This is a genomic window from Micromonospora sp. DT228 (assembly GCF_049841595.1).
GTDB lineage: Bacteria > Actinomycetota > Actinomycetes > Mycobacteriales > Micromonosporaceae > Micromonospora.
The window spans coordinates 187,562-213,373 of sequence record NZ_JBNCKO010000009.1; the positions used below are offsets into that span (position 1 = coordinate 187,562).

Annotated in this window: 23 protein-coding genes; 12 read left to right on the plus strand and 11 right to left on the minus strand. The window is 72.0% G+C overall.

Going from position 1 to position 25,812, the window contains the following annotated elements; genetic code table 11:
- The first annotated feature begins 73 nt into the window (after positions 1–73).
- The 3 genes from ACLQ29_RS20045 to ACLQ29_RS20055 all read left to right on the plus strand — a co-directional run bounded on the left by ACLQ29_RS20045 (position 74) and on the right by ACLQ29_RS20055 (position 5,047).
- Complete coding sequence (locus ACLQ29_RS20045; protein ID WP_425773019.1) at positions 74–682, plus strand: bifunctional 4-hydroxy-2-oxoglutarate aldolase/2-dehydro-3-deoxy-phosphogluconate aldolase; 609 nt, start codon at positions 74–76, stop codon at positions 680–682.
- A gap of 150 nt (positions 683–832) precedes the next feature.
- Positions 833–4,546, plus strand: a complete 3,714-nt coding sequence (locus tag ACLQ29_RS20050) for a S8 family serine peptidase (RefSeq protein ID WP_425773020.1) — start codon at positions 833–835, stop codon at positions 4,544–4,546.
- 150 nt (positions 4,547–4,696) lie between these two features.
- The gene (locus ACLQ29_RS20055; protein WP_425773021.1) at positions 4,697–5,047 is read left to right on the plus strand and encodes an anthrone oxygenase family protein; all 351 of its coding nucleotides are present in this window, start codon (positions 4,697–4,699) and stop codon (positions 5,045–5,047) included.
- Positions 5,048–5,080: 33 nt separating this feature from the next.
- Here the strand turns inward: ACLQ29_RS20055 and ACLQ29_RS20060 are convergent, their stop codons facing one another.
- A complete protein-coding gene (locus ACLQ29_RS20060) occupies positions 5,081–5,563 on the minus strand; it encodes a MarR family winged helix-turn-helix transcriptional regulator (RefSeq protein ID WP_425773022.1) in 483 nt (160 codons plus the stop codon).
- A 136-nt stretch (positions 5,564–5,699) separates the two neighbouring features.
- Between ACLQ29_RS20060 and ACLQ29_RS20065 the strand changes: the two genes are divergently transcribed.
- Entirely contained in the window at positions 5,700–6,260 is a 561-nt protein-coding gene (locus ACLQ29_RS20065) for an NADPH-dependent FMN reductase (RefSeq protein ID WP_387196631.1), read from the plus strand.
- A 104-nt stretch (positions 6,261–6,364) separates the two neighbouring features.
- On the opposite strand, the gene ACLQ29_RS20070 is transcribed toward ACLQ29_RS20065, so the two are convergent.
- Both ACLQ29_RS20070 and ACLQ29_RS20075 read right to left on the minus strand, forming a co-directional pair.
- Positions 6,365–7,282 carry an RNA polymerase sigma-70 factor gene (locus ACLQ29_RS20070; protein WP_425773023.1) on the minus strand — a complete coding sequence of 306 codons (918 nt, stop codon included), beginning with the start codon at positions 7,280–7,282 and terminating at the stop codon, positions 6,365–6,367.
- On the minus strand, positions 7,279–8,484 hold the full coding sequence (locus tag ACLQ29_RS20075; RefSeq protein WP_425773024.1) for an NAD(P)/FAD-dependent oxidoreductase: 1,206 nt from the start codon (positions 8,482–8,484) through the stop codon (positions 7,279–7,281). The genes ACLQ29_RS20070 and ACLQ29_RS20075 overlap by 4 nt, the downstream gene beginning before the upstream one ends.
- Before the next feature lie 124 nt (positions 8,485–8,608).
- Here ACLQ29_RS20075 and ACLQ29_RS20080 point away from each other — a divergent pair, with 124 nt between their 5' ends.
- Positions 8,609–9,913, plus strand: coding sequence for an MFS transporter (locus ACLQ29_RS20080; protein WP_425773025.1), 1,305 nt, complete (start codon positions 8,609–8,611; stop codon positions 9,911–9,913).
- Positions 9,914–9,987: 74 nt separating this feature from the next.
- On the opposite strand, the gene ACLQ29_RS20085 is transcribed toward ACLQ29_RS20080, so the two are convergent.
- Genes ACLQ29_RS20085 through ACLQ29_RS20095 form a run of 3 tightly spaced genes read right to left on the minus strand, consistent with a single transcriptional unit; the run spans position 9,988 to position 12,605 of the window.
- On the minus strand, positions 9,988–10,473 hold the full coding sequence (locus tag ACLQ29_RS20085) for a GNAT family N-acetyltransferase (protein ID WP_425773026.1): 486 nt from the start codon (positions 10,471–10,473) through the stop codon (positions 9,988–9,990).
- 47 nt (positions 10,474–10,520) lie between these two features.
- The gene (locus tag ACLQ29_RS20090; RefSeq protein ID WP_425773027.1) at positions 10,521–11,537 is read right to left on the minus strand and encodes a phosphotransferase family protein; all 1,017 of its coding nucleotides are present in this window, start codon (positions 11,535–11,537) and stop codon (positions 10,521–10,523) included.
- 9 nt (positions 11,538–11,546) lie between these two features.
- A complete protein-coding gene (locus ACLQ29_RS20095; RefSeq protein WP_425773028.1) occupies positions 11,547–12,605 on the minus strand; it encodes a LacI family DNA-binding transcriptional regulator in 1,059 nt (352 codons plus the stop codon).
- Positions 12,606–12,718: 113 nt separating this feature from the next.
- Between ACLQ29_RS20095 and ACLQ29_RS20100 the strand changes: the two genes are divergently transcribed.
- From ACLQ29_RS20100 to ACLQ29_RS20115, 4 genes are all read left to right on the plus strand, one after another.
- Positions 12,719–13,870: a Gfo/Idh/MocA family protein gene (locus tag ACLQ29_RS20100; protein WP_425773029.1), complete on the plus strand. Its 1,152-nt coding sequence runs from the start codon at positions 12,719–12,721 to the stop codon at positions 13,868–13,870.
- Positions 13,871–13,986: 116 nt separating this feature from the next.
- A complete protein-coding gene (locus ACLQ29_RS20105) occupies positions 13,987–15,138 on the plus strand; it encodes a dihydrodipicolinate synthase family protein (protein WP_425773030.1) in 1,152 nt (383 codons plus the stop codon).
- Positions 15,135–15,938: a sugar phosphate isomerase/epimerase family protein gene (locus tag ACLQ29_RS20110; protein WP_425773031.1), complete on the plus strand. Its 804-nt coding sequence runs from the start codon at positions 15,135–15,137 to the stop codon at positions 15,936–15,938. Before ACLQ29_RS20105 ends, ACLQ29_RS20110 begins: the two co-directional genes overlap by 4 nt.
- Positions 15,939–16,184: 246 nt before the next feature.
- On the plus strand, positions 16,185–16,577 hold the full coding sequence (locus ACLQ29_RS20115; RefSeq protein ID WP_425773032.1) for a hypothetical protein: 393 nt from the start codon (positions 16,185–16,187) through the stop codon (positions 16,575–16,577).
- Between the two features lie 74 nt (positions 16,578–16,651).
- Here the strand turns inward: ACLQ29_RS20115 and ACLQ29_RS20120 are convergent, their stop codons facing one another.
- Positions 16,652–16,996, minus strand: coding sequence for a cupin domain-containing protein (locus ACLQ29_RS20120; protein ID WP_425773033.1), 345 nt, complete (start codon positions 16,994–16,996; stop codon positions 16,652–16,654).
- A gap of 257 nt (positions 16,997–17,253) precedes the next feature.
- Between ACLQ29_RS20120 and ACLQ29_RS20125 the strand changes: the two genes are divergently transcribed.
- Positions 17,254–20,331, plus strand: coding sequence for a S8 family serine peptidase (locus tag ACLQ29_RS20125; RefSeq protein WP_425773034.1), 3,078 nt, complete (start codon positions 17,254–17,256; stop codon positions 20,329–20,331).
- A 63-nt stretch (positions 20,332–20,394) separates the two neighbouring features.
- Here the strand turns inward: ACLQ29_RS20125 and ACLQ29_RS20130 are convergent, their stop codons facing one another.
- A complete protein-coding gene (locus tag ACLQ29_RS20130) occupies positions 20,395–21,168 on the minus strand; it encodes an SDR family NAD(P)-dependent oxidoreductase (protein ID WP_425773035.1) in 774 nt (257 codons plus the stop codon).
- Positions 21,169–21,418: 250 nt separating this feature from the next.
- The gene (locus ACLQ29_RS20135; RefSeq protein WP_425773036.1) at positions 21,419–22,063 is read right to left on the minus strand and encodes an alpha/beta fold hydrolase; all 645 of its coding nucleotides are present in this window, start codon (positions 22,061–22,063) and stop codon (positions 21,419–21,421) included.
- Between the two features lie 73 nt (positions 22,064–22,136).
- On the opposite strand from ACLQ29_RS20135, the gene ACLQ29_RS20140 reads away from it, so the two are divergent.
- Together ACLQ29_RS20140 and ACLQ29_RS20145 are read left to right on the plus strand one after the other, a co-directional pair.
- Positions 22,137–23,492 carry a serine hydrolase domain-containing protein gene (locus ACLQ29_RS20140; RefSeq protein ID WP_425773037.1) on the plus strand — a complete coding sequence of 452 codons (1,356 nt, stop codon included), beginning with the start codon at positions 22,137–22,139 and terminating at the stop codon, positions 23,490–23,492.
- A 46-nt stretch (positions 23,493–23,538) separates the two neighbouring features.
- On the plus strand, positions 23,539–24,150 hold the full coding sequence (locus tag ACLQ29_RS20145; protein WP_425773038.1) for a hypothetical protein: 612 nt from the start codon (positions 23,539–23,541) through the stop codon (positions 24,148–24,150).
- Between the two features lie 35 nt (positions 24,151–24,185).
- Here ACLQ29_RS20145 and ACLQ29_RS20150 read toward each other — a convergent pair whose 3' ends face one another.
- A complete protein-coding gene (locus ACLQ29_RS20150) occupies positions 24,186–24,818 on the minus strand; it encodes a DUF4291 domain-containing protein (protein ID WP_425773039.1) in 633 nt (210 codons plus the stop codon).
- Between the two features lie 56 nt (positions 24,819–24,874).
- Entirely contained in the window at positions 24,875–25,807 is a 933-nt protein-coding gene (locus ACLQ29_RS20155; protein WP_425773040.1) for a LysR family transcriptional regulator, read from the minus strand.
- Between the last annotated feature and the right edge of the window lie 5 nt (positions 25,808–25,812).

The window sequence follows — 25,812 nt, forward strand, 5'->3', positions numbered from 1 at the left end:
CCGACCGGGCCTGGTCGGCGTACGACCGGGCCAGCAGGCAACAGATTCACCGCGATCTCGGATGGAGTGCACCATGACCACAGCGGATTTCGAGCACATCTTCGGCGGCGCCCGGGTGATGGCGATCCTGCGCGGCCTGCCGGTCGCCGAGACCGTTCGGCTCGCCGAGCGCGCCTGGGACCTCGGCATCGACGTGGTGGAGGTCCCGGTGGCCACCCCGGACGCCGTACCGTCGCTGCGCGCCGCCGTCGAGGCGGGCGCCGAGCGGGGCCGGATCGTCGGCGCGGGCACCGTGCTCGACGTCGAGCAGGTCGCCGCGGCCGCCGACGCGGGCGCCCGGTTCACCGTGGCGCCCGGCCTCGACCTCACGATCGCCGACGCGGCCGCCGCGCGTGGCCTGCCGCACCTGCCCGGCGTGGCCACGCCCACCGAGGCCCAGCAGGCGCTGCGGCACGGCCTCACCTGGCTCAAGGCGTTTCCCGCGATCACACTCGGGCCGGCGTGGTTCAAGGCGATGGCCGGCCCGCTGCCGCAGTTGCGCTTCGTCGCGACCGGCGGCCTGGACGCCAGCAACGCCGGCGCGTTCCTCCAGGCCGGCGTACGGGTGGCGGCCGTCGGCTCGGCCCTCTCCGACCCCACCCAACTCGACGCCCTCGCCAAGCTGACCGGCCCCTCCCTCTAACCCTCCCGCCGGGCCGGGCGGGCGTGGGTGTGGGTGGGTTGGTGGCGGGGTTGCGACATGGCGTATGTGCGTCGGGGTGCGGGGCGCGGTGGGGGTGGGTGATGCGTCGATGCTGTGCTGCGTACCACTTCTCGACGCAAAGAGGTCATCTTGGCTCTGTCTCGCCGGCGTCGCCGATCCGGGCTGATCGCCCTCGGCACCGCCCTCACCCTGGCGGCCGGGTTCACCCCACCCGCCGCGGGGGCGTCCGCCGCCCCGCCGACCACCCCCGACCACCCGACCGGCCTTCCCCCGGCCGCTGCCGGACGGGCGTCCACCGTCACGTTGATCACCGGTGACACGGTCACGGTGACGACCGCCGCGGACGGCAGCACCGTGTCGACCGTGCGCCGCCCGGACGGCAGTACGCCGACCTTCCACCGCACCGTGCTCGACGGCGACACGTACGTCTACCCGGACGCCGCGCTGCCGTACGTCACAAGCGGCGTGCTGGACCGCCAACTGTTCAACGTCACCGAGCTGATCGCCGACGGCTACGACGACGCCCACACGGACAAGCTGCCGCTGATCGTCACCATGACCGACGCGGCGGCCCGTGCCCGCACCCGACCCACAGTGGATGGTGGTGAGCTGGTCCGCCCGCTCGACAGCGTGCGGGGCGCCGCGCTGACTCGCCAGCGCGCCACCGCCGACCGGTTCTGGACCGCCCTCACCGCCGGCGCGACCCGGCGTACGGGTGCCGCGCCGACCCTCGCCAGCGGCATCGCCAAGGTCTGGCTGGACGGACGGGTGCGCGCCGACCTGGCCGACTCCACCGCGCAGATCGGCGCCCCGGACGTCTGGGCCGGGGGCAACACCGCCGCCGGTGTCGACGTCGCGGTCCTCGACTCCGGTGCCGACGCCGAGCACCCGGACCTCGCCGGTCAGATCGCCGAGTCCAGCAGCTTCGTGCCCACGGAGCCGGACATCCTCGACTACAAGGGCCACGGGACGCACGTCGCCTCGACGATCGCCGGCACCGGCGCCGCGTCCGGCGGAGTCGAACGGGGCGTCGCCCCCGGCGCCCGCCTGCACATCGGCAAGGTGCTCAACAGCGAGGGCAGCGGGCAGGACTCCTGGATCATCGCCGGCATGGAGTGGGCGGCCCGCGAGCAGAAGGCCCGGGTCGTCAGCATGAGCCTGGGCGGTGAGGCCACCGACGGCAGTGACCCGATGAGCCAGGCCGTCGAGCGGCTCAGCGCCGAGACCGGCGCCCTGTTCGTGATCGCCGCGGGTAACGGCGGGCCGAACAGCATCGGCAGCCCCGGTGCGGCGAACTCCGCGCTCACGGTGGGCGCCGTCGACTCGACCGACCACCTGGCCGAGTTCTCCAGCCAGGGGCCCCGGGCCGGAGACGGTGGGCTCAAGCCCGAGATCACCGCGCCGGGCGTGGACATCCTGGCGGCCCGCTCCCACTACGTACGCGGTGGGTCGGGGGACTACACGCTGATGAGCGGCACCTCGATGGCCACCCCGCACGTGGCCGGCACGGCGGCGCTTGTCGCCGCCGCGCACCCGGACTGGACCGGTCAGCGCATCAAGGAGGCGCTTGTCAGCACGGTCAAGGCCACCCCCGGGTACACCCCGTACCAGGCGGGTGCCGGCCGGGTCGACGCGGTCGCCGCCACCCGGGCCACCGTCTTCGCCACCCCGAGCGCCTACTCCGGCTTCCAGGCCTGGCCGCAGCAGCCGGGGATGAGCGTCGACCGGACGGTCACCTACACGAACCTCGGCAGCGCCCCGGTCACGCTGAAGCTGGCCCTCGACGCGACCGCCGCGCCGGCCGGCCTCTTCGCTCTCTCCGCCGACACGGTCACCGTGCCCGCAGGCGGCACCGCCACGGTGAAGCTGACCGCGGCGTACGACAAGCTGCCGGTGGAGAAGCAGGTCAGCGGCATGATCGTCGCCACCGACGACGCTGGCACGGTCCGTGGCCGGACCCTGATCGGCGCCGGCAAGGAGGGGCAGCGGCAGAACCTGACGCTCGTCGCCAAGGACCGGGACGGCAAACCGCTCGTCGGCAAGGTCATCCTCACCACCGACGGGCTGTTCACCGCCGTGGACCTGCCCGAGAGCGGCACCGCCACGCTGCGGCTGCCGGTGGCGAGTTGGACCGGCTGGATCACCGCGGACGTGCGCGGCGCGAACGGCCCGCGCTCCCGGGGCATGGCGATGCTCAGCTTCACCGACGTCAACCTGGACCGCGACCGCACCGTCACCCTGGACGCGCGAGCCGCCCGGCAGGTACGGGCCACGGTGCCGCAGCAGGTCACCGCCACCTCGCTGCGGATGGACATCCACCGGTCCACCGCGAACGGTCTCACCGAGAGTCAGGTGCTGCCCAACGACTCGTACGACAGCATGTGGGCGTTGCCGACGAGCCGCAAGGTCACCGACGGCGAGTTCGAGTTCGGCGCCCGGTGGCGGCTCGAACAGCCGGCGTTGACGATCTCCGCCGCTGGCCGCTCGTACGACGATCTGCTGGTGAAGCGGGCGACCCCCGCGCTGCCGGCCGGTCGTCGCCAGGTGGACGCGGTCTACGTCGCCGACGCGTCGGCGGCCGGGCTGGCCAAGCGTCCGGTCCGGGACCGGGCGGTGGTGGTGCGGCGTAGCGACACCGTGGACATCGCCACCCAGGCGCGGGCCGTCGCGGCGGCCGGCGCGACGCTGCTGCTGGTGGTCAACGACGGTGTCGGTCGGCTCGACCCGTGGGACGAGACGCCGTGGAGCCCGCAGAGCCCGGCGCCGGTGACCGTGGCGACGCTGACCGCCGACGAGGGCGACCAGCTCATCGCGGCGCTGGGTCACGGCCCGGTGCGGCTGACCGCCGAGTCGCACCCGGAGACCACCTACCTGTACGACGTGGCGCACCACTGGACGGGCACCGTGCCGGCCGACCCGACCTACCGGCCCGCCAAGCGGGAGTTGGCCCGGGTCGACGTGGAGTTCCGCAACTACCGGCAGGGCAAGGCGCTGGAGTTTCGCACCGACGTCTGGAAGGGCCTGGCCTCGGGCAACCAGGAGACCGTCCCGGCCCAGGGCCGGCGCACCGACTGGGTGACCGCTGGCGAGCGGTGGATCGACGACGCGTACATCGTCGGCGAGACGGGCCAGCACCTGATGGAGGTGGCCACCTACCCGGCCGGTCGGCCGAGCGCCGTCGAGTGGTTCGGGCCGATCCAGCGACCCCGGATGGGTGGGGGTTACGTGCCGGTGCGCTACCTGGACACCGTCTACCTGCCCGCGCCCGGCTGGGGCGACGGGGGTGGGCACATCGGTGAGGCGCGCGCCAACTACGACATGGTCAACCGGACCACCCTGTATCAGGGTGACCGGGAGCTGAACTGGGGCAACGCCGAGTATCTCCAGGTCTCCGGTCTGGCCGCGCAGCGTCTGCCGTACCGGCTGGTGGTGGAGAACGACAGGGCCGCCTGGACCAACCCGTACTCCCGCAAGACCCGCACCGAGTGGGGCTTCACCTCGGCCGCCACCGGGGAGGAGTCGTCGGCGGTGCTGCCGATGATCCAGCTGGACTACCGGGTGGCCCTCGACTCCGCCGGCACGGCGTCGCGGCGGGCGCCGCTGACGGTGGTCGCCGCCCACCTGCCCGGCGTCTCGGGCACGGTCGGCGCGGTGACCGTCGAGGTGTCCTACGACGACGGTGCGACCTGGCAGAAGCAGCGGCTGACCCGGCACGGGGACGGCTGGCGCACCTCGCTCGCCGCACCGGCGAAGGCCGGCTCCGTGAGCCTGCGCACCACCGCGCGGGACGCCGCCGGCAACACCGTGAGCCAGCGCATCACGCGGGCGTTCGGCCTGCGCTGACGGCGCGGCTGGCCGTCGGTCGGGGTGCCTCGCGCAGCCCGACCGGCGGCCGGTTCGCGTTGGTAGCGGTATCTCGGGGTACCGGGCCCGCCGCAGGCCGGCCTGGGGCTCTGACGCAGGCCCTGGGTCGGTGCCGGGGCCCCGCGTCTGGTGAGGAGGCGCGCCAGCGGGTGCAATGGGGCGCAAGGGATTCCTGAGTACCGCGAGTCTGTTCGTCGCCACGGTGACCACCGGTCTGACCGCCGGGCGGTGCTGCCGTGGATCGTGGCCGGGCTGCTGCTCCACCTGGTGGTGCTCGGTGTGACGGCCGCGGTGAACGTGCCGCTCAACAACGTGCTGGCCCGGGCCGGTGACACCGACACCGACACCGACCTCGCGGCGCTGCGGCAACGCTTCGAGGCGAGTTGGGTACCCGCCAACGTGGTCCGCGCGGTCGCGTCGACAGGCGCGTTCGGGCTGCTGGCGTGGGCGCTTGTCGAGGCGGGGCGGCCGCCCGGTTGAGTCGCCGGGTGACCGGCCGGGCCGGTCCCGGGCTCAGTCGGTCGTCTCGGTGTTCTCGGCGGTGCCGGCCCGCTGGAACGCGCGGGCCAACTGGGCGAGGTCGTAGCCCTCGAAGTGCTGCAGGAAGCGGCGGCGTACGGCGGCCAGGTGGCTGGGCCAGGACTCCGTCAGGCGGGCGAATCCGGCGTCGGTGAGGACGGCGTTCCAGCCGCGCGCGTCCTCCTCGCAGCGCTCCCGCGTGACCAGGCCCTGCGTCTCCAGCCGGATGATGGTGCGGGTCATGCCGCTCAGTGAGAGGTAGCAGGCCGAGGCGAGCTCGTTCATCCGCATCCGCCGGCCCGGTGCCTCGGATAGGTTCATCAGGGCGGTGTATTCGGTGAGCGGTAGCTGACGGTCACCGACCATGTCGGCGTCGATCGCGCGGGGCAGCACGTGCATCACCTGGCCCAGGGCACGGACCAGGGCCTCCTCGTCGGGGTTGAGGGGTTGCGGAGGTTCTGCGGCGGGGTTGGACATTCTCATAGCATACTTGCTTGATTGAGCAATTGCTTACTCAGCGTGTGATCGCGGCCATAGGGACAACATTTGCTTGACCAAGCAATCACCGGCTAGCGTCGGGCCGTCAGCGCAAGTACCGAGGAAAGGCGCCACCATGACCAGGATCGGGATCATTCTCGGCAGCACCCGCCCGGGGCGTAACGGTGAAGCCGTTGCCCGCTGGGTGCTCGAGATCGCCAAGCAGCGCTCCGACGCGGAGTACGAGCTGATCGACCTGCTCGACTACCAGCTGCCGCACCTCGACGAGGCGTACCCGCCGTCGATGGGCCAGTACTCCCAGCCGCACACGCTGCGGTGGGCCGAGACGATCGCCTCCTACGACGGGTTCATCATCGTCACCCCCGAGTACAACCACTCCACCTCGGGTGCCCTGAAGAACGCGATCGACTTCCTGTACGCCGAGTGGAACAACAAGGCCGTGGGCTTCGTCAGCTACGGCTCGGTCGGCGGCGCGCGGGCCGTGGAGCACCTGCGGTTGATCTCCGGTGAGCTGCAGATGGCCGACGTGCGGTCGCAGGTCGCGCTGTCGCTCTTCACCGACTTCGAGAACTTCAGCGTCTTCAAGCCCAACGAGTTCCAGCGGGACGCGCTGACCACCACCCTCGACCAGGTGGTCGCGTGGAGCACCGCGCTCGCGCCGCTGCGCCAGGCCTGACCGTTTCGCGCACGTCCGCAGACGGCCGCGGGGATCCTCCCGCGGCCGTCTGCGTCTGTCCGTCTCCCGGGCGGTCAGGCCCGCCGCCTGCCGGCGGGGTCGACTCAGCTCGTCCGAAGGTGGTGGGTGGTGCCGTCGGCGACCGCTCCGAGCTTGTCGGGGTTGGCCACGTTGTGGATCGCGGCGACGCGTCCGCTGGCGTCGAGGTCGAGACAGATGGTGGCGACCACCCGGCCCCCACCGCTGAACACCAGGCCCGGACCTCCGTTGATCGCGACCAGGGCGGCGTGCATGTCGTGCGGCTCGACGCCCTGGTAGGTGACGGTGCCGATGGCCGCGAACCAGGCGGCGACCGACGCCGCGCCCCGGACGGGCCGCCGGGCCTGGCGGACCCTACCGCCGCCGTCGGTCCACAGGGTGACGTCCGGGGACAACAGCTCCAGCAGGCTGTTGATGTCGCCGCCGGTCGCGGCGGCGAGGAACCGCTCGGTCACACCGCGCTGCTGTGAGCGGTCCACAGTGAAGCGTGGCCGCTGGGCCCGCACGTGCTCGCGAGCCCGGTGCGCGGTCTGGCGGACCGCGGCCTCGGAGCGCTCCACCGCGACCGCGATCTCCGCGTGACTGAACTCGAACACCTCCCGCAGGACGAACACCGCACGTTCGAGCGGGCTGAGCGTCTCCAGCACCACGAGCATCGCCATCGACACCGACTCGGCGTCGGTGACGGCGTCGGCGGTGTCCCCACCGGTCAGGACGGGTTCGGGCAACCACGGTCCCGGATAGGTCTCGCGTTGCCATCGGGACGAGCGCAGACGGTGCATCGCGAGGTTCGCCACGATGCGGGCCAGGTACGCCTTGGGGTCGGCGACCTGGGCGCGGTCGGCCGAGGACCACCTGATCCAGGCGTCCTGCACCGCGTCCTCGGCGTCGGCCGCGGTGCCGAGGATGCGGTAGGCCACCGAGAACAGCAGGTTGCGATGACGATGGAAGACCTGCTCGTCCGGGTCGGACGGGTGCGTCACCGCGCGTCGTCCCGCCGACGGGTGCGGCGGCCGCCGCGCGGCCAGAAGACGCCGGAGGAGGGCATCGTCGTCATGCGGCGGTACGTCGGCCAGGGTGAGGCGCTCACCGTCTCCTTGTACCAGACCGCCGGACGCCCGGTCAGGCAGCCGCGGCGGGGGCTGTCGTCGGGACGGGTGAACTGCACGACCGCATCGTTTCGGCCCAGACTCACGGGCGTGTGGTAGTAACCGAAGCGGAACGGCCTGGGTTGCCTGCCCCGCAACGTGCGGGCGATCGACACCGCCGCGTGTACTCCGGTCGGCATGCCGCTCTGGCAGGTCCCGTGCAGCACGCCGTAGCCCTGCCGGATCGCCGCCGCGTCCCCGATCGCGTACACGTCGGGGTGCGACACCGACCGCAACGTGGCGTCGGTGACGACGCGACCGCGCTCGTCCACCGTCAGCCCCGCGGCGGCGGCCAGCGGCGACACCCGCGTACCGGCCGTCCAGAGGACGACGTCGGCCGCCACGGTCCGCGCGCCGGCCAGTTCGACCCCGTCGGGCAGCACCTTCGTGACCGTGGTCCCACTGATCACCTGGACGCCGAGGCGGGCGAGCGCCGCCCGCAGGTGTGACCGGGCCTTCGCGGTCATCCTCGCCCCGGGATCCTGCCGACCCACCAGCACGACGTCGATCTCCGGGCGCCGTTCGGCGATCTCCGCGGCCGTCTCGACGCCGGTCAGCCCGCTGCCGACCACGACGACGGTGCCGCCGCCGAGCCGCGCCAGTCGCTCCGCCAGCGTCGTCGCCTCACCCGCACCGTCCAGGGTGTACGCGTGCTCCTCGGCACCCGGCACCGCCGCCGTGTCGGTCACGCTGCCCAACCCGTACACCAGGGTGTCGTAGCGCAGCACCTGACTGTCGTCGATCCGGACGGTCTTCGCGTCGGCGTCGACCGCCGTCACCCAGCCGCGGACGAAGTGTGCGCCGGTGTTCGCCAGCAGCGTCGGGATGTCCAATTCGGCGACGCGTTGCCCGGTCGCCGTCAGGTGCAGCCGGAGGCGCTCGGTGAACCGCTCCTGCGCGTTCACCACTGTCACCCGCACGTCGGCCTCTCTGGTCCGGGCCGCGAGTTGGGTCGCCGCGGCCATGCCCGCGTAGCCCGCGCCGAGGATCAGGACGCGGTGCGGGCCCGCCGGGCCGGTGGAATGCGCTGTGCTCATCGTGTGCCTCCCTGCTCGGATTGACGCCCACGAGATGCGCCGCGCCCGCCGCTTCGTGACATCGGGCCGACGTGACGCCCGCCACGGTCAGCCCCGGGTGGCCGCGCCCACTACCCTCGTCGCGATGAGCCGATCTGCCGCCGCCAGCCGGCCTCCGTTGTGGCGGGACCGCACCTTCGGCACCTACTGGGTCGCCCAGTCGCTCTCCGCGGCCGGTGACTCGTTCGCCTACCTGGCGGTGCCGCTGCTGGTGCTCCAGGCGACCGGGTCGGTGGCGCGGATGGGCCTGCTCACCGCCGTCGCGGGGGCGGCGTCCGTCGGCGCCGGGATCTTCGGCGGGGTGCTTGTCGACAGGTACGACCGCCGGACCCTGATGATCGTGGCCGACCTGGCCCGGTTGGTGCTCTACGGGCTGGTGCCACTGGCCTGGCTCGCCGGCCCACAGGTCTGGCTGCTCTTCGTCGTGCTGCCGATCTGCGAGGCGGCCGGCATGGTGTTCCAGGTCGCCGCGGTGACCGCGGTCCGCAACCTCGTCGACGCCGACCGGATCACCGAGGCCAACGGCCGGTTGCAGGCGACGTACGCGGCGGCGGCCGTCCTCGGGCCGCTGCTCGCCGGCGTGGTGTCGGCCCGCTTCGGACCGGCGCTCGCCATCGCCGTCAACGCGGCGAGCTTCGCCCTCTCGGCAACCGGTCTGTGGCTGATCCGGCTGCGACCCGCGCGGGCCGACGCCACCGCGCCGGCGACCCGGGAGCGGCCGCTCGCCGAATTTCTGGCCGGTGCGCGGTTCCTGTGGCGGCAGCCCGTGCTGCGCGCGCTTACCGTCCTGCTGGCGGTGTTCATCTTCCTGACCTACGGCTTCACCGACGTGCTCGTCTACCACATCACCCACGACCTCGGCGGCTCCGAGGGCACCGTCGGCACGGTGCTCGGCCTGGCCGCGCTGGGCACGGTCGCCGGTGCGTTGCTGGTGGCCCCGCTACGCCGCCGCCGTGGCTTCGGCGCGACCTGGATCGGCGCGCACTTGGTCTGCGGTTTCGCGGTGGCGGGCGTCGGCCTCGCGACGAGCGTGCCGGCGGTCACCGCGCTGACCGCCGTGTACCTGTGCTGCCTGAGCGTCGGCGGGATCTGCTCGATGTCGCTGCGTCAGGAGATCACCCCCGATCACCTGCTCGGCCGGGTCACCTCGGCGTTCTGGAGCACGCACTACGCCCTCGGGCCGATCGGCGCCGCCACGCTGACCTGGGCCGCCGGCCGGTACGGCGTCCAGGCGGTCACACTCGTGGCGGGCGCGGGCTGCCTGCTGGTCGCGATCGCTGGCGTCTTCACCCCGGTCCGGCGTGCCGGCTCCGAGGCACCTCGTCCGCTGCCCCCGGTCGTGCCGGGCACGGCCGGTCAGCCACCGGCGGAGCATCCCTCGACGGCGTGAGTTGAAGGGTACGGTGGCTTGTCGCGTGCCGTGCTCGGCCGGCCGCGGTTCGGGCGTCGGCGAGACGCCGCCGGTCAGAACTCCTGGTACATGACGTGCAGACCGACCCGGCCGAGGGTGGGGTGGCGGAACGCGCCGGGCACCGTGCCGACCACCGCGAAGCCCTCCCGCCGGTACAGCTCGACCGCCGAGCTGTTGCTCTCCACCACGGCGTTGAACTGCATGCCGGCGTAACCCCGCTGGCGGGCCCACCGCAGGGCGTCGCGGCACAGCGCGGTGCCCACGCCCCGGCCCCGCGCCTCGGCGGCGACCATGAAGCTCGCGGTGGACACGTGCGCGCCCGGTCCGGGCCGGTTCGCGCCCATCTTCGCGGTGCCGAGCACCCGCTCGCCGTCGACCGCGACGACGGTCCGGCCCGGCGGCGCCTCCGCCCACATGCCGTACGCCTGCTCGGCGGTCATCGCCGGGTCGTAGGGGAACGTCTCCCGGGCCCGGATCACCTCCTCGACGATCGGCCACACCTGGGACCAGTCTTCCGCCACGAACTCCCGAATCCGCACGCCGAGCAGGGTACGACCGGCGAACCGTCCGGACAACGAAAATTGGGTCAGGCCGCGAGCGCGCCGAGTTCCGCGTCCAGCAGCGCCGCGAGCCGGGCGTGCCGCTGCGGGTGGCTGCTCGGGGTCATGCCACGGCTGGGCATCTCCACAGTCATCAGCAGGTACAGGTGCAGTCGGTAGAGGCCGAGCCGGCGGCGTGCCGAGGCGTCCAGCACCAGGGGAGCGCCGACGGCGCTGCGGTAGCCGCGCACCAGCGGATGCTCCGGCTCGTCCTCGACGCGCCGGAAGAGCAGCGGCGAGACCAGGTCCAGCAGCGGGTCGCCGTAGAGGAACCGTTCGCCGTCGACCAGGCCGCGCAGCCGAAGCCGACCCTCCGGACCGGGCGCGGCCAGCACGTTGCCGTCCCAGCAGTCGAAGTGCAGCAGCGCCGGTCGGCGTACCTCGTCCAGCGTGTCGGCGTGCCGTTCCACGAGCGTGTGCAGGCGATCCGGGGTCACCGGCAGCGGCACGTGCCAGTCGGTCGCGTCGTCGAGCAGCGCGTCGAGCATCGCCGTGAACGCCACCCGCCAGGTCGGCCCGCCGGCCCGGTCGCCGTCGTACCCGAACCGGTCGCCGGTGACCCGGTGCAACGCGGCGAGGGCGACGCCGAGGTCGTGGCGCGCCGGGCCGTCGTCGACCCCGACGCCGGCCCCGGCCAGGTCGGACAGGGACCGGCCGGGCAGCATCGTGGTGACCAACCACTCGCCGTACGCGGGGTCGGTGCCGTGCCGCAACACCTGGGGTACGGGCACCTGCGGGGCGTGTGCGGCGACGAGGCGGAAGTATCGCGCCTCGGCGGCACAGAGTCCGCGTTCGTAGCGCAGCAGCGGCGTCCCGGCCGGCGGGGCGAGTTTGAGCACCACCCGGCGGTCGTCGTCGAGGCGTGCCCACCAGACCGTCGCGTATCCGCCGCCGGCCAGCGGCCCGGCGTCCCGGACCCGGGTGTGCGGGCCGAACGACGCGCGGACCAGGTACGCGACGTCGTCGCCGGTGAGCGGACGCTGCGTCGGGCTGACGCCGGTCACGAGGCCGCGTCACCCCGGCGCGCGCGGCGCGGAGCCGGCGGTCCGGCGGGCGGTGGGCGGAACGGGACCGGCGGTGTCCCTGCGGACCAGCTCGGCGGGGATCAGCTCGACCCGCGCGACGGGGACCTCCGCGCCGAGCACCAGGGACATCGCCCGGACTCCCAGGTGGACGAGCGGCAGCCGCACCGTGGTCAGCGCCGGGGTCACGTCCCGGGCGATCGGCATGTCGTCGAACCCCACCACGGAGATCCGCTGCGGCACGGCCAGCCCACGGGCCCGCAGGGTGGCGAGCGCCCCGATGGCCATCGAGTCGTTGAGGGCCACGATCGCGGTCAGCTCCGGGTCGGTGTCGAGCAGTCGCCCGGCCGCCTCGGCGCCGCCGTCGCGGTCGAACTCGGCGTAGCGGATGAGCCGTTCCGGCAGGTCCCGGCCCTGCTCGGTGAGGGCCTGCCGCAGGCCGGCCAGGCGGTCGGTCGTGGTGGTCAGGATGCGCGGGCCGGCGATCACACCGATCACCCGGTGCCCCAGCCCGCACAGCTCCCGTCCGGCGAGGTAGCCGCCGGCCCGGTTGTCCGGCATCACCGCGTCGCCGGCGTGTTCGTGGCGACCGATCACCGCCACCCGCCCGCCGGTGGCCTCGTACGCGGCGAGCTTCTCGTTGAGCTGCCGGGTGAACGCCTCGTCGTGGTAACCGGACCCGGCCAGGATCAGCGCCGCCACCTGGTGGCCGCGCAGCAGCTCCACGTACTCCAACTCGCGGTCCGGGTCCCGATAGCTGTTGCAGATCATCAGTAGTCGGCCCTGGTCCGAGGCGACGCGTTGCAGACCCCGGGTGATCTCGGCGAAGTACGGGTCGGAGACGTCGTGCACGATCACGCCCACCGCGCTGCGGTGCGAACGGGCCAACAGTTGGGCGTGGGCGTTCGGCACGTACTGCAACTCGGCGACGGCGGCGCGGACCCGCTCGCGTAGCTCGTCGGTCACCGGCTTGCTGCTGCCGTTGATCACTCGGGAGGCGGTGGCGGGTGAGACGCCCGCTCGGCGGGCCACATCGGACAGGGTCGCCATGGCCCGCCCTCTCGGTCTGTTGACGGCGTTTCACCGTGCCGGCTAGCGTCACGGTACCGCAGAGAAAGCCCTTTCCCGCAGGGAGGCCCGGCCAGCACGACGGAAGGAACTCCATGACCCGCAGGTCGATCGGCATCATCGTCAACGGCGTCACCGGCCGGATGGGCTACCGACAACACCTCGTCCGCTCGCTGCTGGCCATCCGCGAGTCCGGCGGTGTGCCGGTGGCCGACGGCACGACCATCTGGCCGGAACCGATCCTGGTCGGGCGTACCGAGACGAAGCTCCGGGACCTCGCCGCACGGCACGGGCTGACCGACTGGACGACCGACCTGGCCTCGGCGCTGGCCCGCGACGACGTCGAGATCTACTTCGACGCCCAGGTCACCCAGCAGCGGGAGAAGGCGATCAGGCAGGCCATCGAGGCCGGCAAGCACATCTACACGGAGAAGCCCCTCGCCGAGGACACCGCTGCCGCACTCGACCTGGCGCGGGCCGCGGACGCCGCCGGTGTCCGCACCGGCGTCGTACAGGACAAGCTCTTCCTGCCCGGTCTGCGCAAGCTCAAGCGCCTGGTCGACGGCGGCTTCTTCGGCCGGATCCTCTCGGTGCGCGGCGAGTTCGGCTACTGGGTCTTCGAGGGTGACTGGCAGCCAGCCCAGCGTCCGTCGTGGAACTACCGGGCCGAGGACGGCGGGGGCATCACCTCCGACATGTTCCCGCACTGGCACTACGTGCTGGAGGAGCTGTTCGGTCGGGTCGCCGCCGTCACCTGCGTGACCGCGACCCACGTCCCCGAGCGCGTCGACGAGGCCGGCCGCGCGTACCAGGCCACCGCCGACGACGCCGCGTACGCCGTCTTCGAACTCGACGGCGGGATCATCGCTCAGATCAACTCGTCCTGGGGCGTGCGGGTGTACCGCGACGAGCTGGTGGAGTTCCAGGTCGACGGCACCGAGGGCAGCGCGGTGGCCGGGTTGCGCACCTGCCGGGTGCAGCACCGGGCGGTCACGCCGAAGCCGGTGTGGAACCCGGACCTGCCGGCCACCGAGGACTTCCGGGCCCAGTGGGCCGAGGTGCCCGACAACGAGGAGTTCGACAACGGGTTCAAGGCGCAGTGGGAGGCGTACCTGCGGCACGTCGTGGCCGGTGAGCCGTTCCGGTGGGACTTCCGGGCCGGCGCGCGCGGCGTCCAACTCGCCGAGCTGGGGCTGCGCTCGGCCCGCGAGGGCCGCCGCGTCGAGGTCCCGGAGCTGCGGCGGTGAGCGCGAGGAGTGAGCCGGGTTGGCGAGTCCCGCGGTCGCGAACGGACGGTGGCTCGGTGAGCGCGAGGAGTGAGCCGGGTTTGCGAGCCCCGCAGTCGCGAGCGGAAGGTGGCTCGGTGAGTGTCGAGGTGGCGCTGCCGGGCGGGCGACGGCACCGGCTGGCCGGGGGGAGTGGCTTCGCCCGGCCGCACGCGCCGGCGAGCACCCGGATCGCGTACGCCGCCGCCCACGTGGTCGCCGACCCGTTCGCGGAGAACGTGCCGGGCGCCCCGGCCACCGTGGACTGGCACACCACGCTCGCGTTCCGGCGGCACCTCTGGTCGTACGGGCTGGGGGTCGCCGAGGCGATGGACACCGCCCAGCGGGGGATGGGGCTGGACTATCCGGCCACCCGGGAGCTGATCCGTCGCAGCGCCGCCGAGGCCCGCGCGGTGGGCGGGCGGATCGTCGCCGGCGTCGGCACGGATCAACTGCCACCCGGGCCGGCCACCCTGGCGGCGGTCACCGCCGCGTACATCGAACAGCTCGGCGACGTCCGCGCGGCCGGCGTTCGGCCGGTGTTGATGTGCAGCCGGCACCTGGCCGCCGCCGCCCGCGGCCCCCAGGACTACCTCCGGGTGTACGACGAGCTGCTGACCGTCGCCGACGGCCCGGTGGTGCTGCACTGGCTGGGCCCGATGTTCGACCCGGCGTTGACCGGTTACTGGGGTGCGGTCGACCTGGACGTGGCCGCCGACACGGTCATCGAGCTGATCACGGCACACGAGTCCAAGGTGGACGGCATCAAGGTGTCACTGCTGGACGCCGGCCGGGAGGTCGCGCTGCGCCGCAGGTTGCCGGCCGGGGTGCGCCTCTACACAGGTGACGACTTCCACTATCCGGAGCTGATCCGGGGTGACGAGCTGGGCCACTCCGACGCGCTGCTCGGGGTGTTCGCGGCCATCGCGCCGGCCGCCGCCGCCGCGCTGGCCGCGCTGGACCGGGGGGACCTGGCGGCGTACGCCGAGATCTTCGCGCCGACGGTGCCGCTGGCCCGGCACCTGTTCGCGACGCCGACCTGGCACTACAAGACCGGGATCGTGTTCCTGGCCTGGCTGGCCGGGCACCAGGACCACTTCACGATGGTCGGTGGCGCGCAGTCCGGCAGGTCCGCCGCGCACCTGGCGACCCTGCTCGTCCTGGCCGACCGGGCCGGCCTGCTGCCGGACGCCGACCTGGCCGCCGCCCGGGCGCGCGCGTTCTTCACGGTCGCGGGCGTGGTGCGGTGAGCCTCGCGCGGTTCTCGTTCAACCAGGCCACCGCCCAGCGCTGGACGCTGCCCGACGTGGTGGCCGGCTGCGTCGCCGCCGGGGTGCCGGGCATCGGGCTGTGGCGGGAGCCGGTGGCGGAGTACGGGCTGGCCCGCTCGGCGAAGCTGGTCCGCGACGCCGGTCTGGCCGTCACGTCGCTGTGCCGGGGCGGCTTCTTCGCCGCCGCCGACTGGCGGACGGACAACCTGCGGGCCATCGAGGAGGCGGCCACCCTCGGCGCCCCCGAGTTGGTGCTGGTCTCCGGCGGGTTGCCGGCCGGCGGCCGGGACCTCGACGGCGCGCGACGTCGGGTCGCCGACGCGATCGGTGAGCTGGCCCCGCACGCGGCGGCCGCCGGCGTACGGCTGGCGATCGAGCCGCTGCACCCGATGTTCGCCGCCGACCGTTGCGTGGTCACCACCCTCGGCCAGGCGCTGGACATCGCCGAGCGGTTCGCGCCGACGGTGGTCGGCGTGGTCGTCGACGCGTACCACGTCTGGTGGGACGACACGGTGTACGCGCAGATCGAGCGGGCCGGCGCACGGATCGCCGCGTTCCAGGTCTGCGACTGGGTGACACCGCTGCCGGCGGGGGTGCTGCTCGGTCGGGCGCTGCCCGGCGACGGCTGCATCGAGTTGCGGCGGCTGCGCGAGGCGGTGGACGCGGCCGGTTACACCGGCCCGATCGAGGTGGAGGTCTTCTCCGCGGAGGTGTGGGCGCGACCGGGCGCGGAGGTGCTGGACGCGGCGATCACCGGCTACCTGGACCACGTTGTCTGAGGCACTCGAACGGCGGTGGACGCCACCGCGTTCGGTGGTGCCGGGATTCGTGAAGAGCACCTCGACCCCGCCGTCGACAAGCGTCCGCAGCAGTGCTTCTGCGCCGTTCACACGTCACCCCAACGCCGGTCGGATCATCAGTGCTCAGCTACTAAGCTCGCATCTCGGACTATTGCTGCTAGGTTTCAGTAAATAGCTCACGAGCAGGCCGTCCCGCCCTACGACGCGGCGGCGTTCAACGCGCTGGTGACCCGCGACGCGCCCTGGGGCGAGGTGCTCGCCCTCATGCGTGACCGGGCGCCGCACGACTTCCTCATCTACTGGAGCAGCGGTGACCTGCGACCGATGATGAATCTCGCGGGCGACCCCAGGCACTGCGTCGAATACCTGATGGGCAACCACACCACGGCTGAGCGGATGTTCCGCCACGACCCGGCGGTCATGCTGTACGCGCCACTGCGCACGTTGATCAGCGACAGACCCGACGGCGGAGCGCGGTTCGTCATCGAGCAACCCAGTCGCGCGTTCGGCTCGTTGGGAGTGGACGCGATCCACGAGGTGGGCCGGGAACTCGACAGTGAGGTCGCCGCCCTCCTGACGCACCTCAAGGTGCCCGTGCCGGCGGGCCTGTCCGGATAGCTGTTCTGTCCGGAGGGGCCGGGCATGCTGCGATCCGGGCCGGCGTCCCGTGGCGGGACGCGACCTCGGTCGCCCTACTCGGCTCGCCGATCCGGAGCGCGCGAGCCGTACGCCGGGCCGAACACCACGAGCAGCGCCAGGTTCTCGGTCACCTCGTCGAAGCGGTGCTCCTCGCCGGCCGGCACGAAGATCACCGAACCCGGACCCACCTCGGCCGCGCCGTCCGGCGTCACGATCCGGGCCCGCCCCGTTGTGACCACGTAGATCTCGCCCTCGGTGTGTGGGCTCTGGTCGTCGCGACCACCGGCCGGGATGCAGTACGTCCCCACCGACAGGTCCGGCACTCTCAGCTGTTCGACCCAGTCGTTGCCAGCCTCGGGGGGTGCGGTCCACCGGCCCGCGCCTTCGATGATCAGCATGGCGGGAGCCTAGTACGGCGACGGCAGTGGGCGAATCATCGTCTCGCCACCCGTTGCCGGTGTGTTCACCCTGCTCCGACGGCATCGGGAAAACTTGATCTAGGCGCGGCCGGCGGAACGTGATCTTATACGCACCGGCGATCCGTAACACCGCGCAAACCGACGATTAACCGTCGGCGGCTTAGGTGGGGGAGCGCTCCCATGAGCGGATCGTGATCGAGGAAAAGCTCCACAAGGGAGCCATCGAAAGGAGCCTCGTGGCTACAGGCACGAGCGGAAACAGGCTGCGACGACTAGCGATACCGACGCTTGTCGTCGCCCTGATCACCGGCACCACCGGGGTTGCGGGATCGGCGTCGGCGGCCCCCGGAGGGGCCTCGGGCAGCGGCACGACCAGCTACTTCACCGCCGGGCAGGACAAGAAGGTCACCCTGACCGACGGGGCCGACCGTCGACCCGGCGGCCGGAACGCGGCCAGCCAGCGAGCCAATACGGACGCGACCGGTTCGGGCAGGTACGTCGTCGAGTTGGCCGAGGACCCGCTGACCGCGTACGCCGGAGGTGTGTCCGGGTTGGCGCGGACCCGTCCGGAGGCGGGCAGCCGACTGGACGTGACGTCGGCACCCTCTCGGGCCTACCGGGGACACCTCGACGCGCAGCGTAGGGCCGTCGTCGCCGCCGCCGGGGTCACCGTCGACGCGGCGTACACCGCCGCCTTCAACGGGTTCTCCGCCAAGCTGACCGCCCAGCAGGTGACCACCCTGCGGGCGGACAAGCGCGTCCGTGCGGTGACCGCCTCGCGGGCCCTCGGCACCCCGACGCCGCCGCCCACCGCGCCGTCACCGGCGACCCCGGCCCCCGGCGCTCCGCCGGCCACGGCCCCGGCCACGCCGGCGCAACCCCCGGCGGGAGGCCCCGCCGGCAAGCCGGTCAAGCCCGGCCCCGGCACGGGCGCGGGCATGGTCATCGGCGTTCTGGACACCGGTATCTGGCCGGAGAGCGCGTCGTTCGCCAAGAAGATGCCGGCCCCCTCGACCTGGCACGGCACCTGCCAAACCGGTGTGGCCTTCGTGGCCGAGCACTGCAATGGCAAGATCGTCGGCGCCCGGTACTTCGCCGACTCGTGGCTCGCGGACGGCGGCTCGGTGCCCGAGGGCGAGGTGCTGTCTCCCCGCGACATGAACGGGCACGGCACGCACACCGCCTCCACGGCGGCCGGTCTGCCGATCCCGGACGTCACCATCGACGGTCGGCACTTCGGTCCCGTCTCCGGGGTGGCGCCGGACGCCCAGATCGCCGTCTACAAGGTGCTCTGGAACGGCATGGGCTACGACGCCGACATCATCGCCGGCATCGACGCCGCCGTCGCCGACGGCGTGCAGGTCCTGAACTTCTCCATCGGCAGCGACCTCGGCGACTGGGAGGCCAACACCCCCATCGGCACCGCCTTCCTCAACGCCACGCTGGCCGGAGTCTTCGTGGCGGCCTCGGCCGGCAACACCGGCATCGTGAGCGGGGCGATCAGCAACGCGGCACCGTGGGTGACCACTGTCGGCGCGGCGGTGACCAACCTCGACGAGGCGACCGTCAAGCTGGGCGACGGCACGAAGCTCGTGGGCGGCTCGCTGGACGCGCTGCCCGCCGGCGACGCGCCGATGGTCTTCGGCGACCAGGCCGGTACGCCCGATCTCGGTGCGGTCTACTGCGAACCGGGCAGCCTCGACCCCGCCAAGATCAAGGGCAAGGTGGTCGCCTGCGCGCTGTCCAACATGTTCGCCTCGGCTGCCGAGATCAAGGCCAAGGGCGGCGCGGCGATGGTGGTGTTCGACCCGGTCGGCAACTACCGGATCAACTCGATCTTCAACTTCCCGGTCGTCTACCTGCCGACCGAGAAGCAGGCCGGCACGCTGTTCAACTACCTGATGCGCCACCCGACCGACGCGAAGGCGTCCCTGCGCAGCGGCGGTGACGGCTCCAGCGTCCCGGGCCTGCCCAGCGTCGCGGACTTCTCCTCCACCGGCCCGTCCGGTGTGGCCGTCGGCGTCCTCAAGCCGGACCTGGTCGCGCCGGGATCGGACATCATCGCCGCGGTCTCGCCGGCGGGCAACTTCGGGCGGGCGTACGACGCGTACTCGGGCACCTCGATGGCCTCACCGTACGTGGCCGGCGCGGCCGCGGTGCTGCGTGCCGCGCATCCGACCTGGTCGCCGAGCCGGGTCGCCTCCGCCCTGCGGACCACCGCCACCGACACGGTCGGCACCAGCAGTCCCCTCGACCAGGGCAGCGGCTTCGTCAACCTGGCCGGGGCCACCGACCCCGGACTGGTCATCGAGCCCACCGCGGCGGACCTGATCGCCTTCAGCGAGACGGCCGCGCCGGACGGCAAGGAACTCAACCTGCCGGCCATCTCGTTGCGCGAGTACGACGGGACCCGCCCCGTGACACTCACCCGCACCCTGACCAACGTGGGCAAGGCGCGGGAGACCTACCGCTCGTCGGTGTCCGGGTTGGCCGGCATGAAGGTCACCGTGACACCGGCGTCGGTGACGCTGGCGCCGGGGAAGTCCGCGACGGTGACCATCACGCTGCGCCGGGGCAGCGCGCCCTGGGACCGGTACGTGACCGGGTCGATCGGCTGGCGCGGCAAGGCCCACAGCGCCCGGATCCCGGTCACCGCTCGTCCGTGGGGCATCATGCCCCGTCCGTACGCTGACGACGGCGAGGAATTCGGCCGGATGACCAGCGGCTCGTTCGGCTTCGTCCAGCCCGGCTTCACCGGACCGCTCGCCGGTCGCAGCACCGGCTACACGCCGATGCAGCGGGCGTCGTACTCGATCCCGGCGGGTGTCTACGGCGGCGTGTTCGACCCGAAGGCCGCTGGCGTGAAGAAGTTCGACCTCACCGTGCCGGCGAACACCGCGGGCATCATGGTCGAGACCAACACCGACGACCCGAACACGAACCTGGACCTCTACCTGTACAAGGGCGACAAACTGATCTACAGCAGTGACAGGTACTGGACCAGCACGGAGCAGGCGTACAAGTTCCTGCCCGAGCCGGGGCGCTACACGGCGTACGTGTTCGCGCAGTTCCCCGGTAACCCGGTCGTCGACTTCCAGTTCGGTCACGCCATCATCGGCCGCAACGCGAAGTACACGGGCGCCACGCTGACGCTTCCCCGGACGGTGGAGCGTGGCTCGTCGCAGCAGTTCACGCTGAAGCCGAACAAGCCGCTGCCCGCTGGCGACTTCTGGGCGTACACCGAGTACAGCACCAACGGCACCGCCATCCCCGGCAACCTCGTCTACACCCAGCAGAGTGCCTGGGAGCAGTAGCCGGTAGTAGACGGTGGGGCGGTGCCGGTGTGCGCCGCCCCACCGTCGCTCCGCCAGCTGCGGCTACCTGTCGTACCTGCCACCGTCCATCCGGAGGGTGGCGCCGGTCAGGTAGCCGGAGACCGGGCTGGCGAGGTACGCGACGAGATCGGCGTAGTCGCGGGGATTTCCGATGCGGCCGACGTCGGTGCCAGCGCGAATCGGGGCGGCGTTGCGTTCGACCTCCTCCCACGTCTCACCCCACCCGTTCTCGCGGCCGAGTTCCATGAGGTGCTTGCGGGTGGCGGGGACCAGGATGGCCCCGGCCGCGATGGCGTTGGAGGTCACTCCGGTGTGCTTGAGGTCACGGGACAACGACCGGGCGAGGTTGAGCCGGGCGGCGTTGCTGGCCGCGTAGTGCGGCTGCCCCGCCGACGGCGTCTCACCTGTCACACTGCCGATCTGGATGACACGGCCCCATCCCTTGGCCCGCATCGCGGGGACCAGGTGTCGGATGAGACGGACCGAGCTGAGCACGTTGAGGTTGTACATGTCGGCCCACGCGTCCGCGTCCAGGTCGGACCACAGTGATTCGGGATCGTAGCTGCCGGCGTTGTTGACCAGGATGTCCACCTCTCCGGCCTGGGTAGCCACGGCCTCGGCGCCGCCATCAGTGGCGAGGTCTCCGATCACGGCCTGACCGCCTACCTTCTGGGCGATCTGCTCGGTACGGGTCCGGTCTCGGCCGTGAACGACCACGGCAACGCCCTCGGCTGCCAGGACCGCCGCGATCTCCGCGCCAAGGCCGCTGCTCGCGCCGGTCACCAGAGCGCGCTTGCCGGCTAGCTGCAAATCCATCGTCTTCCCCCGTTGCTTCCGAAACGGCCGGGCCAGTGCTCGGCGCCGTATCGGACTGTGATCCGCAGATAATGGACCCGCAAGTCCAGAATCGGGATCGACGATCCACGCGACCGAAGGCCCCGCCTGTCTGCACCCTCGGCCGAGCCTGGTCGAACGGTGGGGCGATTCGTGGCGATATCGACCGATTGGGGTGGACGGGAAGGTGTCCCGATCGTCCAGGGCAGCGTTGCAGCTCGTGGCCCCGCCTTCAGCGCAGCGGGTACGCGGTGAGGCGGTCGGCGAGTTGCTTCGGGTGGCTGAGCGACACGCAGTGCCCGCCGTCAATTTCATCCGGGACGACGCCGAGTCGGTCGGCGGCCACCCGGCGCTGGAAGTCCACCGGGAAGAACTGGTCCTCGCGTGCGAGGAGCACCCTCGTCGGCACATCAGGCCAGGAGTCCAGGGGCCACGGCTCGTTCCCCTCCGCGCTGACCTGGTCCCGGCCGTGTGCCGCTGCCTCCGCGATGACCTCGGCCGGGACGCCGTTGAAGAACTGCTGCTCCGCACTGAGCCCTTCGGCGCTGCGGTAACCGGTGTTGGCCCACCAGTCACCGGGTTTCTCACCGGGCTTGGGGATCATCGGTGTGAGCAGGACGAGCAGCCGCACCGGCAGCTTGTCGGCGATGAGCGGCGCGGTGAACGCACCGTACGAGTGCCCGACGACCACGAGGTCGCTCCGGTCGCCGATCGCGTCGACGACCGTCTGGCCGAACTCGGCGAACCCGGCGGACCTGTCCTCGATCGGCAGTGCTGGTGTCACCACGTCGTGGCCGCGGCTGGTCAGCTCGGGAACAAGGAGATGCCAGTCCCAGGCGCTGCCGCCGCCGCCGTGGATCAGAACGAAAGTCGCCATGCCCCGAAGCCTCACACGCGTGTGTGACAGCCACCGCTTGAACCACCCGCGCGTCTGGTCGAGAATCGGCGCGGTGGATGACGGGGACTTTTCGCAGGGCTGGGCCCGCTTGTTGGGCAACCTCGACCGGCAGGTGTCGTCCGGGCTGCTGTCGCCGGACACGGCGGCGCTGCCCGACCTGATGAGCAGTTACCAGGTGCCGGGGGTCGGCATCGCCGTCGGGCACCTGAGCGGGCAGGTGTGGGCGGCGGGGTACGGCGTCACGGGTGGCGAGACGTCGACGCCGGTGACCGAGCGCACGACGTTCGCGGCCTGTTCGATAAGCAAGCACGTGGCCGCGTTCGGCGCACTGCGACTGGTCCAGGACGGTGTCCTGGATCTGGACACCGACATCCGCGAGTACCTCACCTCGTGGCAACTGCTCGACCGCGCCGGCCGGCGACCGGCGGTCACCGTACGACAGCTCCTGGCGCACACGGCGGGTCTGTCCGACACCTGGTACCGGGGCTATCCCGCGGACAACGCCCCCTCGCTGTCGCAGGTCCTGGACGGCAGCGGCCCGACGACCACCGCACCGGTACGGGCGACCCTGTTGCCGGGCAGCCGTTTCCGATACTCGGGCAGCCACTACTGCGTGCTCCAGCAGTTGCTTGTGGATGCGACAGGTACGCCGTTCGAGGACCTGATGCGCGCATCGGTGCTGGACCCGGTGGCGATGGCCGACAGCAGCTTCGACAAGCGGTTTCCGCACCAGCGGTCGCATCTGGTGGCGCGGGGCCATCACCTCGGCGGCACCGCGATCCCCGGCGGGTGGCGTACGCAACCGGAGTTGGCCGCGGCTGGACTGTGGAGCACCCCGACCGACCTGCTGCGGCTCGATCTGGAGATCGCCCGAGCGGTCTCGGGGCACTCGGAGCTGCTCGGCCGCGACCTGGCCACCGAGATGTGGACGCCGCAGATCCCGGGCGGCTCCTACGGGCTCGGCACCGAGATCGGCGACCGCGCCGGGTGTCGACGTTTCGGGCACACCGGGTTGAACGTCGGCTATACCTGCTTCTCGTACGTGTGGCCCGACAGCGGCTTCGCGGTCGCGGCGATGACAAACTCCGAGGACGGCTGGGAGATGCTGGCCAGCATCCGCGCCGCGGCGGACCGTCGGTACGCCACACGTGTCACCACCGCGCCGCTTGGTGACGTGTCGGGCCGCTACCTCCTGCGCGACGACTATCCGATCGACATCACGGTCACCGGCGGTCACCTGACCTTCTCCGCCGGCGGCCAGCAACCGGTGGTGCTGCGGGCAGACCACGACGGTCGCTACCTCCACCCGGGACTCGATCTGGAGATCCGGTTCCTGCCGGCCAACGGTCAGCCCGACATCGTGGAACTGCGGCAGGAAGGAGTGACCCAGACCGCGAAACGGTCGTGATGGCGACGGGCACCAGAAGGATCTTGGTTGTACTAGTCTTCCCGCCATGGCTTTGCGACCAGACCAGTTCTACGACCACGCGATGGCCGTCGCGGACGGCGAGCGGCGGCTACCGCTGGCAGACATGACCGGATGGGACATCAGCCCGTTCGACCAGGACGGGTTACGCGTCGCGCCGCTGCGCCCCCCGGTGGTGCCCGACCCCCCTCGACACGGCGAGGACCCGGCCGAGTGCCGCAACTGCCAGGAGCGCGACGAGGGAATCTGGTTCAACGATCACTGGCGGCTGGCCCGGGTCACGGGCGTGGGCGTGCCGTTGGCGCTGATGCTGTACCCGCGCGACCACTACGACATGGCAGACCTTCCCGACGATCTCGCCGCGGAGTTGGGGTTGCTGACCACGCGAATCGTCCGCCACGTGCAGGCCCTGCCGCACATCTCGCGAGCCCACGTCTACCGCATCGGTGACGGTGCCGCCCACCTGCACGTCTGGTTCTTCGCGCGGCCCGAGGGCCAGGCGCAGCTCTTCGGATCGTGGCTGGTCGTCTGGGACGACCTGCTGCCGGAGTATCCCGCCGACATCGCCGAGGCGGACGCCGCGATCGTGGCCGACGCCCTGGTCGCCTCGCACGGTGGCCGCCGATCGGCCGCCTCCTGATCGGCTGGTCGGACCGCAGCGGCCCCGCAGGGTCCTTACTGCCGATCAGGCACGTCTGCGGCGGCGACGTGCGGGCCGATGAGCAGCCCTGCGGCGAGCTGCACCGGAAGCGGATAGACCTGCTCGGTCGGAAGGTGGGCCGCGGCGGCCGCTTCGTCGCCGTCACGCAGCAGGTCTCTGACGCGGTGAACGGTGGGGGTGATGTCCGTGACGGCAACCGTCCATTCGTCGACGTACCTGTCGACTGCCTCGTGGGACAACCCGACCTGCAGCGACCGGTACGGCAGCGCCTTCAGGTGCAGTGACCGTTCCGGATCCCACTGCACACGTACCGGGCTGGTCTTCAGTTGCCGGGCCCAGGTCGCCCTGTCACCGTGCACGTCTCGGTCATAGTGACTCAGGCAGGCTCGTGCCAGCGCCCACTCGAACCCCTCCCTCGTGATGTCGATGGACAACACGCGTTCCTGCCCTGGCTTGGTGGCCCAGCCGCAGCGGTACATCATCCACAGGAACGAGGGCTTGATCCACGTCATCCGGTCCCGCGTGAAGGGGGCCACGAGACGGCCGGCTGCCACCGCGGGCAGCGCGATCTGCGGAGGGTACGCCTGGTACACGGTGACGGTGTCGGCCGAGTAGCGTGCGCGGATCTGCCGGGCGGGAACTGACACGGCCCGATCCTCACCGACCGAGAGTTGACCGCGCAACCGAGATGGCTACTGCGCCGTCAGGTGGCCGGCGCCCAAGATGGGCGCCAGGTCCGCGTGGGGAGCGGAGCCAGGCTCGCGAGATGGTCGAGGACCGCCCGTAGGCCGGGGTGCGGGTTCGCCCGGGGGAGCAGGAGCGACAGCGGGTACGCGAGCGTCGGATTCACAATCGGGATGCGGCGTAGGTCGTGGTTCGCCGGCCAGAGGTACCTGTCGCGCGAGCCCACGAGGGTTGCCACGTCGGCGGAGTCCGCGAGGATGTCCAGGAGCACCTCGTCGCCGAAGTGCGGTCCCGCCGCGTCGGTGCGCAGGTCGAGGTCGGTCGCGAGCTGGTCGTAGAAGTCCGCCCACTCGCTGCGTGCCGCGATGCCCGGCACCCAGATCCGATGACCGCGCAGCCGCGCCGGGGTCAGTGATCGGGCGCCGGCGAGCGGGTGCCTCGGGCCGACGAGGAGTTCCAGCGGGGAGTCGAACGCGTGGATCATCCGCACGTCGCGCGGCAGCGTGGTCGGGTCGGTGACCGAGCGGAACGAGGCGTCGACGTCGCCGGCCTGGACGGCGGCGACCGCCGTACGCGGATCGTCGACCCGCAGGGTCACCACGTCGAGGTTGGTCTCCGGATGCGACCGCCAGTAGTCGTGCAGGACCACGGCCTGCGCGGTTCGCAGGCCGAGCACGTCGATCCGCAGGGCCCGCGAGCCGGGCCTGATCGCGGCGACGGCACGGTCGACACCGGCCACGACGTCCCGGGCGTGCGGGAGGAAAGCCTGGCCGTCGAGTGTCAGCTCGACCCCTCGGGCGGTACGGGTGAACAACCGCACATCGAGGTCACGTTCGAGGGCCGCGACCCGCTTCGACACGGCCTGTTGCGTCACGCCGAGCTCGTCGGCCGCCTGTTGCAGTTGGCCGAGCTCCGCCGCTCGGACGAACGATCGCACCGCCTCGGTATCCACTGACG

Excerpts from the sequence above, each read along its gene's own strand:
- ACLQ29_RS20045 (WP_425773019.1), top strand. The coding sequence starts at position 74 with ATGACCACAGCGGATTTCGAGCACATCTTCGGCGGCGCCCGGGTGATG.
- ACLQ29_RS20060 (WP_425773022.1), bottom strand. The coding sequence starts at position 5,563 with ATGTCCAACCCCGCCGCAGAACCTCCGCAACCCCTCAACCCCGACGAG.
- ACLQ29_RS20065 (WP_387196631.1), top strand. The coding sequence starts at position 5,700 with ATGACCAGGATCGGGATCATTCTCGGCAGCACCCGCCCGGGGCGTAAC.
- ACLQ29_RS20075 (WP_425773024.1), bottom strand. The coding sequence starts at position 8,484 with ATGAGCACAGCGCATTCCACCGGCCCGGCGGGCCCGCACCGCGTCCTG.
- ACLQ29_RS20080 (WP_425773025.1), top strand. The coding sequence starts at position 8,609 with ATGAGCCGATCTGCCGCCGCCAGCCGGCCTCCGTTGTGGCGGGACCGC.
- ACLQ29_RS20095 (WP_425773028.1), bottom strand. The coding sequence starts at position 12,605 with ATGGCGACCCTGTCCGATGTGGCCCGCCGAGCGGGCGTCTCACCCGCC.
- ACLQ29_RS20100 (WP_425773029.1), top strand. The coding sequence starts at position 12,719 with ATGACCCGCAGGTCGATCGGCATCATCGTCAACGGCGTCACCGGCCGG.
- ACLQ29_RS20120 (WP_425773033.1), bottom strand. The coding sequence starts at position 16,996 with ATGCTGATCATCGAAGGCGCGGGCCGGTGGACCGCACCCCCCGAGGCT.
- ACLQ29_RS20130 (WP_425773035.1), bottom strand. The coding sequence starts at position 21,168 with ATGGATTTGCAGCTAGCCGGCAAGCGCGCTCTGGTGACCGGCGCGAGC.
- ACLQ29_RS20135 (WP_425773036.1), bottom strand. The coding sequence starts at position 22,063 with ATGGCGACTTTCGTTCTGATCCACGGCGGCGGCGGCAGCGCCTGGGAC.
- ACLQ29_RS20145 (WP_425773038.1), top strand. The coding sequence starts at position 23,539 with ATGGCTTTGCGACCAGACCAGTTCTACGACCACGCGATGGCCGTCGCG.